The sequence below is a fragment of the Mesorhizobium sp. AR10 genome (genome assembly GCF_024746795.1).
Lineage (GTDB): Bacteria > Pseudomonadota > Alphaproteobacteria > Rhizobiales > Rhizobiaceae > Mesorhizobium.
In genome coordinates this window covers 3,956,485-3,969,943 of sequence record NZ_CP080524.1, presented here as the reverse complement: position 1 = coordinate 3,969,943, position 13,459 = coordinate 3,956,485, and the positions used below count along the sequence as shown (strand labels likewise).

Annotated in this window: 16 protein-coding genes, 1 tRNA gene and 1 pseudogene; 9 read left to right on the top strand and 9 right to left on the bottom strand. The window is 58.5% G+C overall.

The window, feature by feature from the left end; translation table 11 throughout:
• Window positions 1-101: 101 nt before the first annotated feature.
• Window positions 102-1,883, bottom strand: coding sequence for a glyoxylate carboligase (gene gcl, locus LHFGNBLO_RS22725; protein ID WP_258601587.1), 1,782 nt, complete (start codon window positions 1,881-1,883; stop codon window positions 102-104).
• A 214-nt stretch (window positions 1,884-2,097) separates the two neighbouring features.
• Between gcl and bhcR the strand changes: the two genes are divergently transcribed.
• A complete protein-coding gene (bhcR, locus tag LHFGNBLO_RS22720; RefSeq protein WP_258601586.1) occupies window positions 2,098-2,985 on the top strand; it encodes an HTH-type transcriptional regulator BhcR in 888 nt (295 codons plus the stop codon).
• A 72-nt stretch (window positions 2,986-3,057) separates the two neighbouring features.
• Window positions 3,058-3,543, top strand: a complete 486-nt coding sequence (locus tag LHFGNBLO_RS22715) for a YbaK/EbsC family protein (protein WP_258601585.1) — start codon at window positions 3,058-3,060, stop codon at window positions 3,541-3,543.
• Here the strand turns inward: LHFGNBLO_RS22715 and LHFGNBLO_RS22710 are convergent.
• The 3 genes from LHFGNBLO_RS22710 to LHFGNBLO_RS22700 form a co-directional block, all read right to left on the bottom strand.
• Window positions 3,540-3,896, bottom strand: coding sequence for a hypothetical protein (locus LHFGNBLO_RS22710; protein ID WP_258601584.1), 357 nt, complete (start codon window positions 3,894-3,896; stop codon window positions 3,540-3,542). The genes LHFGNBLO_RS22715 and LHFGNBLO_RS22710 overlap by 4 nt on opposite strands.
• A gap of 180 nt (window positions 3,897-4,076) precedes the next feature.
• Window positions 4,077-4,385: a BA14K family protein gene (locus LHFGNBLO_RS22705; protein ID WP_258601583.1), complete on the bottom strand. Its 309-nt coding sequence runs from the start codon at window positions 4,383-4,385 to the stop codon at window positions 4,077-4,079.
• A 201-nt stretch (window positions 4,386-4,586) separates the two neighbouring features.
• On the bottom strand, window positions 4,587-4,754 hold the full coding sequence (locus tag LHFGNBLO_RS22700) for a hypothetical protein (protein ID WP_258601582.1): 168 nt from the start codon (window positions 4,752-4,754) through the stop codon (window positions 4,587-4,589).
• Between the two features lie 158 nt (window positions 4,755-4,912).
• On the opposite strand from LHFGNBLO_RS22700, the gene LHFGNBLO_RS22695 reads away from it, so the two are divergent.
• Both LHFGNBLO_RS22695 and LHFGNBLO_RS22690 read left to right on the top strand, forming a co-directional pair.
• Window positions 4,913-4,988 (top strand) — tRNA-Thr (locus tag LHFGNBLO_RS22695).
• A gap of 98 nt (window positions 4,989-5,086) precedes the next feature.
• Complete coding sequence (locus LHFGNBLO_RS22690; protein ID WP_258601581.1) at window positions 5,087-6,514, top strand: tyrosine-type recombinase/integrase; 1,428 nt, start codon at window positions 5,087-5,089, stop codon at window positions 6,512-6,514.
• A gap of 92 nt (window positions 6,515-6,606) precedes the next feature.
• Here the strand turns inward: LHFGNBLO_RS22690 and LHFGNBLO_RS22685 are convergent, their stop codons facing one another.
• The 3 genes and pseudogenes from LHFGNBLO_RS22685 to LHFGNBLO_RS33690 all read right to left on the bottom strand — a co-directional run.
• On the bottom strand, window positions 6,607-7,083 hold the full coding sequence (locus LHFGNBLO_RS22685) for an Abi family protein (protein WP_258601580.1): 477 nt from the start codon (window positions 7,081-7,083) through the stop codon (window positions 6,607-6,609).
• A gap of 141 nt (window positions 7,084-7,224) precedes the next feature.
• Window positions 7,225-7,875 (bottom strand): hypothetical protein, encoded by a 651-nt coding sequence (locus LHFGNBLO_RS22680; RefSeq protein ID WP_258601579.1) that lies wholly within the window; start codon window positions 7,873-7,875, stop codon window positions 7,225-7,227.
• A 123-nt stretch (window positions 7,876-7,998) separates the two neighbouring features.
• A pseudogene (locus LHFGNBLO_RS33690) lies at window positions 7,999-8,139 on the bottom strand (hypothetical protein); the annotation flags it as partial.
• 42 nt (window positions 8,140-8,181) lie between these two features.
• On the opposite strand from LHFGNBLO_RS33690, the gene LHFGNBLO_RS22675 reads away from it, so the two are divergent.
• Together LHFGNBLO_RS22675 and LHFGNBLO_RS22670 are read left to right on the top strand one after the other, a co-directional pair.
• Window positions 8,182-8,895, top strand: a complete 714-nt coding sequence (locus LHFGNBLO_RS22675; RefSeq protein WP_258601578.1) for an SOS response-associated peptidase — start codon at window positions 8,182-8,184, stop codon at window positions 8,893-8,895.
• Window positions 8,896-8,965: 70 nt separating this feature from the next.
• Window positions 8,966-10,666, top strand: a complete 1,701-nt coding sequence (locus tag LHFGNBLO_RS22670) for an ATP-dependent nuclease (RefSeq protein WP_258601577.1) — start codon at window positions 8,966-8,968, stop codon at window positions 10,664-10,666.
• 14 nt (window positions 10,667-10,680) lie between these two features.
• Here LHFGNBLO_RS22670 and LHFGNBLO_RS22665 read toward each other — a convergent pair whose 3' ends face one another.
• Window positions 10,681-11,001: a hypothetical protein gene (locus tag LHFGNBLO_RS22665; protein ID WP_258601576.1), complete on the bottom strand. Its 321-nt coding sequence runs from the start codon at window positions 10,999-11,001 to the stop codon at window positions 10,681-10,683.
• Window positions 11,002-11,102: 101 nt separating this feature from the next.
• On the opposite strand from LHFGNBLO_RS22665, the gene LHFGNBLO_RS22660 reads away from it, so the two are divergent.
• The 3 genes from LHFGNBLO_RS22660 (at window position 11,103) to LHFGNBLO_RS22645 (ending at window position 12,195) form a co-directional block, all read left to right on the top strand.
• Entirely contained in the window at window positions 11,103-11,312 is a 210-nt protein-coding gene (locus LHFGNBLO_RS22660) for a hypothetical protein (protein WP_258601575.1), read from the top strand.
• Window positions 11,287-11,496: a hypothetical protein gene (locus tag LHFGNBLO_RS22655; RefSeq protein ID WP_258601574.1), complete on the top strand. Its 210-nt coding sequence runs from the start codon at window positions 11,287-11,289 to the stop codon at window positions 11,494-11,496. Before LHFGNBLO_RS22660 ends, LHFGNBLO_RS22655 begins: the two co-directional genes overlap by 26 nt.
• Before the next feature lie 435 nt (window positions 11,497-11,931).
• Window positions 11,932-12,195 (top strand): hypothetical protein, encoded by a 264-nt coding sequence (locus LHFGNBLO_RS22645; protein WP_258601573.1) that lies wholly within the window; start codon window positions 11,932-11,934, stop codon window positions 12,193-12,195.
• A 587-nt stretch (window positions 12,196-12,782) separates the two neighbouring features.
• On the opposite strand, the gene LHFGNBLO_RS22640 is transcribed toward LHFGNBLO_RS22645, so the two are convergent.
• The gene (locus LHFGNBLO_RS22640; protein WP_258601572.1) at window positions 12,783-13,406 is read right to left on the bottom strand and encodes a hypothetical protein; all 624 of its coding nucleotides are present in this window, start codon (window positions 13,404-13,406) and stop codon (window positions 12,783-12,785) included.
• Window positions 13,407-13,459 lie beyond the last annotated feature (53 nt).

Sequence of the window (13,459 nt, the reverse complement as noted above, 5' to 3'; positions counted from 1 at the left end):
GCTTTCGAGAACCGGAGCGGAGCGTACTTTTGGGTACGTGAGCACCGGAAGCGCAGGAAGCTGCCATTTGCAGGCCGGCATTACCTGAATCTCAGCATGCCTTAGTCCAGCATTACGATCGCCGTCGGCGCATCTTCATGATGTTCGGCAAGGTCCTCGAATTCGGTGATCTTGTCGATTTCCGTGCCCATGGAAATGTTGGTGACGCGCTCGAGGATGAATTCGAGCACCACCGGAACCTGATATTCCTTCATCAGCCGCTGCGCTTCCTTGAAGGCGCCGGCGAATTCCTCCGGCTTGCGCACCCTGACCGCCTTGCAGCCCATGGCTTCGGCGACGGCGACATGGTCGACGCCGTAGCCGGCCTCGGCGTCACCTTGGCGGTTGACGTTTTCGAAGGCGAGGCTGACCTCGAAATCCATCGAAAAGCCGCGCTGCGCCTGGCGGATCAGGCCGAGATAGGCATTGTTCACGACGACATGGATATAGGGCAGTTTGTGCTGCGCGCCGGCCGCCAGCTCCTCGATCATGAACTGAAAATCATAGTCGCCCGAAAGCGCCACGATGGTGCGGTCGGGATCGGCGGCACGAACGCCGAGCGCTGCCGGCAGCGTCCAGCCGAGCGGTCCGGCCTGGCCGCAATTGATCCAGTTGCGCGGCTTGTAGACATGCAGGAACTGCGCACCGGCGATCTGCGACAGCCCGATCGTGGTGACATAGGTGGTATCGCGGCCAAAGGCCTTGTTCATCTCCTCATAGACGCGCTGCGGCTTCAGCGGCACCCGATCGAAATGGGTCTTGCGCTTCATCGTCTTCTTGCGGGCCTGGCACTCTTTGGCCCAGCCCGACCAGTCGCGCAGCTTGCCCGCCGTCCGCCATTCGGTGGCGACGTCGAGCAGCATCTTCAGTGCAGCACCCGCATCCGAGACGACGCCGAGGTCCGGCGCGAAGACGCGGCCGATCTGCGTCGGCTCGATATCGACATGGATGAATTTCTTGCCCTTGGTGTAGACATCGACCGAACCGGTGTGGCGGTTGGCCCAGCGGTTGCCAATGCCGAAGACGAAATCGGCTTCGAGCATCGTCGCATTGCCATAGCGGTGCGAGGTCTGCAGCCCGCACATGCCGGCCATCAGCCGGTGGTCATCGGGGATCGCGCCCCAGCCCATCAGCGTCGGAATGACCGGAACCCCGGTGACTTCCGCGAATTCGATGAGAAGATCCGAAGCGTCGGCATTGATGATGCCGCCGCCGGCGACGATCAGCGGCTTTTCCGCCGCATTGAGCATAGCCAGCGCCTTTTCGGCCTGGCTGCGCGACATTGCCGGCTTGAACGGCACCAGCGGCTCATAGGCGTCGATGTCGAACTCGATTTCGGCCAGTTGCACATCGACCGGCAGATCGATCAGAACCGGACCCGGCCGCGACGAGCGCATCAGGTGAAACGCCTTCTGCAGCGTCATCGGCACCAGATAGGGTTCCATGACGGTGACCGCCCATTTGGCGACCGGTGCGGCTATGGCAGCGATATCGACGGCCTGGAAATCCTCCTTGTTGAGGCGGGCACGCGGCGCCTGTCCGGTGATGCAGAGGATGGGTATGGAGTCGGCGGCAGCCGAATAGAGCCCGGTGATCATGTCGGTGCCGGCCGGTCCCGAGGTTCCGATACACAGGCCAATATTGCCTGCTTTGGCGCGGGTGTAGCCTTCGGCCATATGTGACGCGGCCTCTACATGGCGAGCCAGGATATGGCGGACCGTACCCCTCGCCTTCAGCGCCGAGTAGAACGGGTTGATCGCAGCACCAGGCACGCCGAAGGCACAGGAAATGCCTTCCTTTTCGAGAACGAGAACCGCAGCATCGACAGCGCGCATCCTGGCCATTTCAAGCCTCCACCGGAATTTGTCATTGTTGGATGTCCTGATAATGCGCGCACCGTTGCTATTTTTCAATTTTTTCAGAATATTTTTTCATTTCTAGAAAACAGATCCTACGTCATGATTTTATTCGCTTTTCGGTTTTCCATAGATTCGGCCGTATGAGCAGTGAAAAACTTTTTCATTGTCCATTCGGCGAAATCTGGAAGAATGGGAAGCAATGGAAACGAATGAAAAACGCCAGCGCGGCCGGCCGCGCTCCTTCCACGGCCCGTCCGAGGCGGCTTCAGTGCAGTCGCTCGACCGGGCGCTGCGCATTCTCGCCATTGTCGCCGAAGGCAGCGGCCTGTCGCTGAGCGAGATCGCCGCCAGTTCCGGCTTGGCAGCGTCCACCGCCTACCGCATGCTGACGACGCTGCAAAACCACGGCATGGTCGAGTTCGACTCGAGCGACCAGCTGTGGTCGATCGGCGTCGAAACTTACCGCATGGGCGCTGCGTTCCTGCGCCGGCGCAAGCTGGTCGACCGCGCCCGCACCGTCATGCAGGAGCTGATGGAAAGGACAGGCGAGACTGCCAATCTCGGCGTCGCCGAGGATGATTGCGTCGTCTTCGTCAGCCAGGTCGAGACGCATCAAGCCATCCGCGCCTTCTTCCGGCCGGGAACGCGCAGCCCGTTCCATGCCTCGGGCATCGGCAAGGCGGTGCTGGCGCACCTCGAGCCGGAGCGCGTCGGCGCTATCCTGCGCAAGTCCGGGCTGGAGCGCTTCACCGGAAACACGCTGTCGGACATCTCCGCGCTGGCCCACGACCTGGTGGCGATCAAGCTGCGCGGCTGGTCGGTCGACGACGAGGAACGCCATCCCGGCATGCGCTGCGTCGCCGCCGCCATCTTCAACGAGTTCGGCGAACCGATCGGCGGCGTTTCCGTGTCCGGCCCAACGGTACGGGTCACGCCCGAGCGGCTGGCCGAAATCGGCCCGCTGGTGCGCGAAGCCGCGACGGAAATAACCAGGATGATCGGCGGCCTGCCGAACGGCCTTGCGCCACACGTCGCTGGCGAGGGGCCTGGATCGCTGTTCGAGGTCAGCGCCACGCGCTTGCCTTGACACTGGCCCGCCTTGACACTCGCTCGACAACAGCCAAAGTCTGCGCCTCCGATCCATTCCCGCCTTAAGACGATGAGCCTCCAGTCCGTCAAAACCTTTTTCGCCGAACATGCTGCCGACATCGAGGTGATCGAAACGCCGACAAGCTCGGCGACCGTGGCGCTCGCGGCAGCGGCGCATGGCGTCGAGCCGGCGCAGATCGCCAAGACCATCTGCCTGCGCGTCGGCGATCGGGTACTGCTGGTCGTCGCCCGAGGCGACGCGCGTATCGACAACCGCAAGTCGCGCGATGCCTTCGGCGGCAAGCCGCGCATGCTCGATGCCGAACAGGTGGCGGAAATCACCGGCCATCCGGTCGGCGGCGTCTGCCCCTTCGGCCTCGCATCACCTCTGCCGGTCTATTGCGACGTGTCGCTGCGCGCCTTTGACGAGGTCGTGCCGGCGGCCGGCGCAACCAATGCCGCGGTCAGGATCGGCGTCGATCGCATGGCAAGCCTGGTCGGCGCGCAATGGTGCGACATCTGCCAGGATAGCGAAGGGACAGTGGCGGCCCGCTAGCCGCTCGGCAGCGCGCTCTTGGCCGACACCTCGAAGACATCGAGCAGGATCGCCAGTCCGACGCCGCAGGCGGTCAGGATGATGCCGGCCATGAAGATGCGGTTGGCGCGTTCGTAGATCGGCCGGCGCAGCGAATCCACGTCGAGCAGCAGCGAGAGCGCCCGCATCTGCAGGGCGATACCGACCAGGATCGGCACCACGGCAAGCAGGTGATGGATTTGCCAGGGTATCGGGTTGGCGGCCCAATGCGTGACGAAGCCCAGCGAGAACGCCACCAGGATGCCAACGGTGGTGACCGTGCCGTTTCGAAAAACCGGCTCGATCAGTTTTTCCTTCGGATCGTGCTCGTCCAAGCGTCCCTCCCTCTGCTGGTCATCGGATGTTCGAGATTAAGAGCTTTGGAAATTCCTGTACATCGCCCCCGCGCCCAGGACCCGACTCCCAAGGTCGCTCATGTCAGGCGCCGCCCGGACAGCAGAAAAAGGGGCAGTGGAGTGCCCCTCTTCCCGTTGCCTGAAACGGTTCACCTCCTCTCAGAGTCGGCAATAGTGGCGATAACCGTCGTAGCCGACATAGGTATCCGAATACGGATCGTAGCTCGCGTAGCGATTGAGACAGCGGCGCACATGCCGCGAGTCGCCGTATTCCTCGACATAGACCGTGCGTGGCTGCTGGGCGAGCAGGCTGCCGAGGACGAAACCGCCGACGCCGGCGGCAATGCCGATGCCGAGTTCCCGACGATGATGATGGTCATATGCAGCCGAGGGCTGCACGGTGCCGGCCAGCATGGCGGCGGCGACGCCGGTGGCGATGAGGCCGGAAACGATGGTGCGCTTGAACATGACGATCTCCTTGCTTCGTTGGAGAGGCGATCCATCCGCCTCTTGATCATCAGTCGCAGCGAGCAGGAAATAGGTTCGACGGTTTTTTGGTTTTTTTCGGCCAGGCTGGAGCACGAGTGAGTGAGGAGTGAGGAGTGAGTAGTGAGAAGGAACGCGGCCCAGGAATTGGGACTCCCTACTGACTACTCACTCTCTTCCTATTCAGCCCATGCCGGTGATGTGGCGAAGCCAGAAGGCGAGCGCGATGAAGCCGACGATGGTGGTGACGCCGGTCCAGTCGACATTGGCGCTCTTCACATCCTTGATGAGTTTCACCAGCAGAAACCAGGCCACGACGACGATCGGGAGAATGATGACAAGTCTGATCATGCGACACCCTCGCTGAGGCGGTTGCACCTCACGCATATGTAGGAAGTGAATTGGCCGTTTTCAGGATGGCCATGCCGGGAACTCCAGCGCGTTCGCCGGTAACTGAAAAAGGAGTTTTGTCTTTACTGGCGCAGCAAATATGCTAACCGGAGCGCCGTGCCCTTGTAGCTCAGCTGGTAGAGCAGCGGTTTTGTAAACCGAAGGTCGGCGGTTCGATTCCGTCCGGGGGCACCAGTTTCCACCCGACAATCCCCAGAAATCAAGGAACTCAAGGGTTTCAACGTTCCCCGAGGTACACCAAAAGGTACACCGAGGGTACACCGAGGATGAAAATGGCACTGGAACACGTCCAGCCGCGCGGCAATCGGAGGGTCTATCGAAGGAAAGTGCCCAAGGCACTTCAAGGCATTCTCGGCAAGACAGAAATGGTCCTTCGCCTAGGCAAGACCGATGCCGAGGTGCGCAAGCAGTATGACGCCACACACGCCGAGGCCGAGCAAATCTTCGCCAAAGCATGGGACGAGTTGCATGGGGTGAAAGCGCCGGCAGCGAAGCTCACAGCGCGCGAACTGTTCGACCAAGCGACGAAGCGACTTCGGGACCTCGGCTTCAACCCGTTTCGCGCTAACGGCAGCGGCGATCCCGATGACGCGGACGAACTGGACGAATGGATTACCCGCGATGTCGTGGCCGAGGGGATCGTCAAAGGCTACCCGAGGGACAAGGACACCGACCATCCCGTTGGCGTCTCCAGCGAGGACCGGGCACTGCTGAAGATACTGACCTCGCCAAGTACCCCTAAGGGTCCCTCGCCCACTCTGGAGGATGCCAAGCGGCTCTATCTGAAGGACCGGTTCACCAAGACCAATCCTTCCGAGAAATCGAAGAAGCGAGACGAACAGCAAGCCGACCGTGTCGTCGGGCATGTTAAGTCGGCTCTCGGCTATGACCCGGTGCTGGCGGACATGAAGCGTTCCGACGCCAGAACCGTTGCTGACGCCATGTTGAAGGAAATCCCGACTGCCGCGACTGTGGACCGATACCTCAATGTCGTGCGCGCAATCATTGCCCACGGCATTCGCGAGTTCGACCTAACCGGCACAAAGAACCAATTTGAGAAGCTTGACGTTGCCGACAGCGCGCGCGAGCCCGACAAACGAAAGAGGCTGCCCTTCACCCCAGAGCAATTGGCGGCAACTAGGGAGCGCGTGCTTGACCGCGCCGCCGCTGATCTCCAACAGATTTGGCGACTCCTAGAGGGCACTGGCTGCCGTTTATCCGAGATTACGGGACTTCGGGTCAGCGACGTAATGCTTGAGGCCCAATACCCACACATTGATGTCGAGTGGCACGACGAGCGCCGGGTCAAGACGGAAGTCTCTCGCCGAAAGGTCCCGCTGATCGGTGACGCTCTCCAGGCGGCACGGGAAGCTGTCAAAGCGGCAGGCAACAGTAAGATGCTGTTCGCCCGTTACGGCCACGAAGGCGGTGGCGACAAAGCCTCAGCCGCGCTTGGCAAACACGTTAGAGCCGCCGTAACCGACAGGAAGGTGACCACCCACTCATTGCGTCACCGCATGGAGGACTTGCTGGTTATCGCTTGGGTTCCTGAGAAGCTCAAGCGGTCGATCATGGGTCACTCAGGGGGTGGCGCTGGAGACAATTACGGGGGAGAAGAGGCGCGGCTTAAGGTGGCGACTGAGGCGATGGTGAAGGCCCTTGGCCCCAGTCCAGCGACCAGTCAGCATAACCAAAACTGACCGAGAAGACCGACTGCGGCAAGCGCCTCATCGCCTTCTACGACAGCGTCTCTCACTAACGCCTGACCCTCGCCCTGTTCTGGCGGGGGTGGCTACTCCTCGGTCTTCATCAAGGGGGTTAGGGCTTTAACAGCCTCGGCCACAGCTTCCACAAAGTGCTTTTGTGGGAGACGTCCATTCGATGGCTCCGAAAGCTTGGCCAGCAATTCAAGGACCTTCTCATCTTCAAAGTGCAAAGTCCTCATGCTGTGCGCAAACATGTTTCTTATTACCCTCATCTTGTGCAGCTCTTTAGCGAACGTTTTGTCGATAAGGCCAAGAGCTTCCGCGATGTGTATTCTCGAACTAAATGTTGCAAGTGGCCCAAAGCCCGAGAACAGCCGTTTGCGCATATCCTTATTAAGTCCCGGCATGTGATTTACTAGGACTTCTTCAAGCGTAGTGTCGAGAATTTGCCCAGCAACAAGAGCAAATCCAGCATGTGATCTCTTTTCAATGGCAAGCACCATCGCTGGAATTTCTTTGAGCTGCTGAACAATCGACTTCTTCTGATCACCTAAATCAGACATGAACTGCCCCTCCCGCGTTATAACGCACCACCTATTCCTACCATTTGTTCTGACAGATCACACCCCTCTTTAGGCGGTGATCAAGGAACCAAGGAAGTCTCACCAGAAGACCACTTGGAGACCCGTGGTGGGTTTGTGGCGTCAAAGGCTCGCGAGGTTCGGCCAAACTTTTGGCGTCCACTTAGGCATTTGAGGGTCAATCACAACCGGCCATCCGTTCAGGACATTGTCTTGCGGGTTGCCCAGCTTTTGGCGGATACTCGCGACATTGTCCCTTCCGACCACATCGCCAACCACGACGTGATACGTGGGCGTCGAGTTGTTTGCGACGAGACGCACCTCGGCCACCAAGAAGATATGGTCTGGCTTTCCAAAAGCGTGTGTCCGTAGGACGTATCCAAATTGGGTTGCGGGCTCATCCATCGCACCATTGCTGCCGACGACATGGGAGAGATTACTTCTTTGCCCCATTAGAAATGGGAGACAGTAGGGGCGGAAATCGCCCGGGTCCAATGCCGTAAGAATTTGACAAAAGCCAATCTTCACCATCATGCGTCCGAAGCTCACTGGCACGTGCCTGAACTTCATTGTGGGGCTGACGCCGTATTTCGATGGAAAGGCATCCAGCTTCTGTTGGTCGGTCACTGTAGTCAGTTTCCAACCGCCCGATGTGTCAACCGATGGATCAAGCCCAGCCAGTGCCCCAGCTTGACCCATTTCATAATAGACCATGGCTGCGGGATATTCAGAAACAGGAATGTCGATGCTGCGGGATTGATCCGGCAACACCATATTTATGTGGGTTCTTGACGCCCTTTTGGGGCGGTGGCGCGTAGGCGAACCATAGCTAATTCTCGCGTCACCCCATAGTTCCTGGAGAACGTCCAGTTCAAATTTGGAAGTCACTTTGTTGCAGCGGAGACAACTCGCTTTCAAAAGTACGTGCTTCCCGCCCATGCCAAAAGGCACCACGTGTTCGTCCGTTAGCGCGGTTGTTCTGTCTCCGCAGTAGATGCAGGCACCTTTCGACGGAATGGCATCGGGTCTGTGGGTCATATTGTTCTGGATTGCAACGTTTGGCCGAGGCATCCTAGCTGGATGTGTAATCTCTACAACATCACAACCAGCCAAGAGGCCATCCGACAGTGGACAGGCGCGTTGCGGGACATCTTGGGCAACCTTGAACCTTCGATTGACGTCTATCCCAACCAGCTCGGTCCGGTTGCTCGCAATGCGCCGGATGGGGAACGGGAGCTTGCCCGACTTCTCTGGGGAATGCCGACACCGCCAGAGCGGGTCAAGGGTAAGGCCGACTATGGCACCACGAACATACGCAATCCGCAATACGGCCACTGGCAGCAGTATGTTGGCGTCGAGTATCGTTGCGTGGTCCCTGTGACGAGCTTCGCGGAGCCCAGCCCAACGCCGGGCGACAAGGACCCAGAGACAGGCATTCAGCGGAACTTCTGGTTTGCCGTCAGCGATGACCGCCCTCTGTTCTTCTTCGCTGGCCTTTGGACGCCTTGGTATGGGGTTCGGAAGGTCAAGGACGGTCCCGGCGACTTCGAGCTTTACGGTTTCATGACGACCGCACCCAACGCACTCATCAAGCCGATCCACGAGAAGGCGATGCCTGTCATTCTGAGGACGCAAGAGGAAACCGAGACGTGGCTGAGCGCGCCGTGGTCCGAGGCGAAGCGGCTACAGCGGACGGCACCGGACGACGCTCTTGTGATCGTTGAGAAGCCGGCCACGCAGATCAAGTTTCCACAGAATGCCAAAGACGCAGGTGGCCAACTTTCGTTGTTGTGATGCCCAGAAAGTGGGCTGAACGCCAGTGATGTGACCCGCGTGCCCGGTGCAAAGATTTGGAGAGCAGATAATGCCCATCGACTTCAAACTGTCGAAGGTAGTGATCGACTGCTTTCGTGGCATCGAGCATTTGGAGCTCGATCTACGCGATGGCTTTCCCTCTGTTCTCATCGGCTCGAACAATGCGGGGAAGTCGACCGTTCTTAATGCGATTGCGTTGGCTTTAAATGGCGGCGGCTACCACCAGTGGTCACCGGAACCGACAGATTTCTTCTGTGACGCCTCCGGGAAACCGTCAAACGAGTTCACCGTCCAAGTGCACTTCCATTCGGACAACGAACTCGGATACCCGGCAGTTAAGGGCGTAGCAAAACCCAGCATGATCCACGGCGTTCAGGTTAAGGGGAGGACTGCCAAGGGTGGCAAGTTGAGCCATAGCCGAACTTTGTTCGACGGCGAGGGCAACAGCGTGACGACCGCCCCTCGGACGTCACTTAGCGCGGACGACAAGAAGAAGTACGCCGACCACGACATCGGATACAAGCTTGTGAACGCTCGGCTAGACGACATTCATGAACACACGCCCGAGGTATGGTTCTTCAAACCTCAGAACATCGAAGCGTCCCTGTATGTCTGGAAGTCTGGCCCTATCGCCAAACTATCCAAGCTTCTGGCAACGCGCTTCCTCATTGATGATTGGGTTATGAAGGTCGGTGACGGCGGCGAAAGGAAGATGCCTGGAACGCTACACAAGGCATACGACTTTTTTCGACAAGCCGTAGAAGCCTTTCCGTTCTGGAGCGACGACATGAAGCCGCGCCTAGAGAGGGTCTTCAGCCGCTACGTTGGCAGCCACGCAAAGATTGATCTGCAGCCAAATACGCAGTTGTTGGAGGAATGGCTGGCGCAACAACTTGCCGTGTCGCTAGCCACGGACCCTGACAGCGTCACAACACCACTAAAGAGTATGGGCGACGGTTGGCAGAGTGTGATCCGTCTCGCCGCATTGGAGGCACTCTCCGAGTACCCCGAGTTGTTGAAGGAGAGGGTTGTCCTACTCTTGGAAGAGCCGGAGACACACCTTCATCCCCATCTGCGTCGCAAGATCCGAAAGGTTCTCGGTGCCCTGGCTTTGAAGGGCTGGACGGTGGTCTACACAACGCATTCGCCTGAGTTGGTCTCTTTCGACCAAGATCAAGTTATCACCCGTTTGGTGAGGACCAAGGGCTCGGTGACGAGCAAGAGCCTTCAGACGGATAAGTTGGAGCAGAGCGCGAAGCTGCAGTCGAAGCTTGACGATCGTGGCGCCCACGACTTCTTGTTCGGCACGGCTGCCGTGTTCTGCGAGGGTAAGGACGACCAATTCGCCGTCAAACTCGCGTTCGAACAATTGGGCGTCGACATTGACGCTAGGTCCGTCAGCGTCACCCAGTGCGAGGGGGTATCATCCATTCCCGCCTTCGCCTCAATTTCGAGATCGTTGGGCATACGTTGGTGCGCGCTCACCGATGAAGATATTCTGAAGGATGGTACCGTAAAGCCAAAGACGGAGAAGGCTCGCGCCGCCATAGAAAGGTGCCGCACTGTATCCGATTTGCAAGCGATGTGGCCCGTTGACCTTGAGCAAAGCTTGGGTGTCACCGAAGGCAAGGCCACGCCGGAGATAACGACTGTCCTTCTGGGGTCAACGGCATGGCAGACGGATCACCCCCATTTCAAGAGCGTCATTGCCTCATTGGCGGCGTGGATCGATCCCTCAGTTAGGGTCTAGGCGTTGAGCCTGGGTCAGGTCTCTTCTCGCCAGATAACCCTCCGCACGGTCCTTATTTCGGCAAGCCGCGTGACCCGAATGCCCTGCCGTTCTCGTGCCGATGGGTTTTGCGTCTCGGCGTGCATGTACTCGTTCTTGCCGCACCGTTTGCAACTCATTTTGTTCCCCACTAACTCGGCCTCGCTGTCCCCGAAGATTTCCTTGAGGTCACCCGGCAGATACCAACGCTTGACGTTGCACAACCCGCAGCGGACCAGCACGAGCTGCCCAATCTCATGGGCATTGCTGAGCTTCCATTCGCCACCGCGCTTTCGTCTTCCACCAGTATCGGGCATGGCCCAAAATAGGAACTCATTCCTCTCTCGGTCAATCCGCTCTTGACATTTATGTTCTCTTTTTGTTCACTGTGGCTATCCAAGCGTTTGGAGCAATCGCCATGGAACACATCGTGACACTCGACAGCCGCCGAGAGGCTGCCCTTCAAGCCGTCGCCGACAAGTTCGTTGCCGTACACAAGGGCGACGTGATGAAGGCGCTCAAGGAAATGATCGTCCTCAACGGGCGCCTTCAGGAACAACTTGACGCGCGCTCGGGACCACGTCCCGCAAGGAGAAACGGCGGTGAGCATTTTGCATTTGGACGCTGAGGCCAAAGCCGAACTGCATTCGGAGGCGATGAAGCTGATCGCTCGATACGAGAGCCCGCTTGAGACCGTGAAGGCGCTCATGGTCTACAACTGTGAGCTTGAGACCAAGATACTCGCCATCGCCCACCGGCATCCGGGGGTGGCTACTGTCAGCTATGACGACACCCCGGTAATGTTGGGGTGATAACGGACGTGAGCGACGAAATCAGGCTTCCAAGCCCCGAACACGTCACAGTGCCCGGTATCCAGCATCATTGTTGCGAACGTCCTGGCTGCGGCAAGGATGCAGGCTGGGGTTTCGCGAAGCCAAAGCAGGCACCTCATTGGTTCTGCTTCGAGCATCGTGGCGATGGTGAGAAATGCCTGTGAGGAAGAGCAATGCCAGCCGAGCAACAGCAAGTCGATCCTCCCGCGATGGACTGGGAGCTTGCGGCCGATGAGGTCATCGCGACCTGCGGCGGGGATGCCCGAGAGGCAGTGAAGGCGCTTCTTGTCGTTAACGCCTCGTTGGAGCGTGAGGTGGCCCTATGGGCTCCCGCCGTGAGCTATGGGTTCAGCCGGGGGTGGCACAGACGTAGGCGCGGCGAGACCGACTAGAGGGCAACGGAAAGGCATCAACATGTCAGACAGCATTCTTCCTCTGCAGAAGGCCCCAAAGCTGATAGTCGTCACTGCCTTCGACCGCGATGAGATCGGCGACCTCCAGCCAGTCTACGGGCCAGCCGAGCAGCAGACCGAAGATCGGGCGATAAGGACCGCGAGGGGCTTGGCGGGGAAACATGCCGGTGTCATTGCATGGTCGCGCGAGGCCAATCCGGCGCTTGGCGAATACGGCGAACCGACGACGCTATTTGTGGGCGGTGACGTGCCGGATATGGAGTAGTATTGCCGCCCACGAGACCAATCACGAGGAATTTGGAGCGTGAATGGCAACCTTACTGCGAAGGTGCCTTGAGAACTCCGATCCAAGCTTGGTCAATTCCCGTCTTGGGAAGGACAACGTACTTTTGGCCACATACAGAGTAAGGAGCCACAAATGCGTCGTTCCATTGCACCCAAGGTGCCTCATGTGGCGGCGCCACCCCTTGAGCGTACCCATCCGCAGCCTTCAGGAACACGGTCCCAAGATCTACTTGGCTGACCTCATGGCCGACCTGCGCGGTCACTATCGCGACCTGCGATTCGACATCAGCGCATGCGACATTGAAGGCGTTGGGGTCTGCCCCGGGCTCATCCCTACAAGCCGACGACGAACGCTCCAGGTCTGAATCGTCGACCATTTGGACCTTGCCAGTACATGGTTGAAAGTTTGCCTTCCCGCCCGCTCGCGACAATACGAAACCCAGAACTCCGCTGCCTCCTCCCACAAGCTCGTACGGGCCATCCACAACTACGACCCCAGCGATCGCCTGCTGCGCGGCAACTTGCCCCAGCGGAAAAATGGCGAAAGCGACAGCCAGAAACAAACACCTATTTTTCACAGTCCTTCTCCCCAGCTTCAGGTTCACGAAGTTGTATTGCAGAATAAATTATGGCGCCGGCATTGGAGACTACGAACATTCTTCCGCGTTCACAAGAGTAGTACTTATCGCGACACAGCAAATACATCCGATCAGGTAATCCAATGATTTGGCGAAGTCCCCGCCTGTCTCGACACTTCTCAAAGGCGTCATAAGCCTCATCTTGATGCGGCGTGATAAGAACGGGAACCGAGAATGCCTTGTCCCCAGTCCACACCAAGTGTGCCATGGTCTTCGCTTCACTTTGGGCGGCATCCCTGATGACGAATAGAAGAATGACGAGGCCCACCAATGACGCGACGACCATAATCTGATCTCGGCACTCTTTTTCTCGGTAGTATCCATAGGCCAGCCAACCAGCCAAACAAACGGCAAGGAAAAACAAAACTCTAGGGGACTTGAGAGGCGAGAATGCATAAACCAAAACAGTTGGCAGGGGGACAGTTACCTCTGTAGCGTCCACTCCAAATTCGCCGATGTAGCTCGACAAATACGCCCAACCACTGAAGAACACGATGGCAATTGGTAGCACAGCAATCACTGCGTCGACCAGCGCCCCTCTGATCCCATTCATCTTGATCCCCCCTGCGAAACGTCTAGCACTTTCGCTTCACTTAGACGAGAGCA

Bases quoted from the DNA above. Each gene is read 5' to 3' on its own strand.
- gcl (WP_258601587.1), bottom strand. From the start codon at position 1,883: ATGGCCAGGATGCGCGCTGTCGATGCTGCGGTTCTCGTTCTCGAAAAG.
- bhcR (WP_258601586.1), top strand. From the start codon at position 2,098: ATGGAAACGAATGAAAAACGCCAGCGCGGCCGGCCGCGCTCCTTCCAC.
- LHFGNBLO_RS22715 (WP_258601585.1), top strand. From the start codon at position 3,058: ATGAGCCTCCAGTCCGTCAAAACCTTTTTCGCCGAACATGCTGCCGAC.
- LHFGNBLO_RS22705 (WP_258601583.1), bottom strand. From the start codon at position 4,385: ATGTTCAAGCGCACCATCGTTTCCGGCCTCATCGCCACCGGCGTCGCC.
- LHFGNBLO_RS22700 (WP_258601582.1), bottom strand. From the start codon at position 4,754: ATGATCAGACTTGTCATCATTCTCCCGATCGTCGTCGTGGCCTGGTTT.
- LHFGNBLO_RS22690 (WP_258601581.1), top strand. From the start codon at position 5,087: ATGGCACTGGAACACGTCCAGCCGCGCGGCAATCGGAGGGTCTATCGA.
- LHFGNBLO_RS22685 (WP_258601580.1), bottom strand. From the start codon at position 7,083: ATGTCTGATTTAGGTGATCAGAAGAAGTCGATTGTTCAGCAGCTCAAA.
- LHFGNBLO_RS22680 (WP_258601579.1), bottom strand. From the start codon at position 7,875: ATGGTGTTGCCGGATCAATCCCGCAGCATCGACATTCCTGTTTCTGAA.
- LHFGNBLO_RS22675 (WP_258601578.1), top strand. From the start codon at position 8,182: ATGTGTAATCTCTACAACATCACAACCAGCCAAGAGGCCATCCGACAG.
- LHFGNBLO_RS22670 (WP_258601577.1), top strand. From the start codon at position 8,966: ATGCCCATCGACTTCAAACTGTCGAAGGTAGTGATCGACTGCTTTCGT.
- LHFGNBLO_RS22665 (WP_258601576.1), bottom strand. From the start codon at position 11,001: ATGCCCGATACTGGTGGAAGACGAAAGCGCGGTGGCGAATGGAAGCTC.
- LHFGNBLO_RS22660 (WP_258601575.1), top strand. From the start codon at position 11,103: ATGGAACACATCGTGACACTCGACAGCCGCCGAGAGGCTGCCCTTCAA.
- LHFGNBLO_RS22645 (WP_258601573.1), top strand. From the start codon at position 11,932: ATGTCAGACAGCATTCTTCCTCTGCAGAAGGCCCCAAAGCTGATAGTC.
- LHFGNBLO_RS22640 (WP_258601572.1), bottom strand. From the start codon at position 13,406: ATGAATGGGATCAGAGGGGCGCTGGTCGACGCAGTGATTGCTGTGCTA.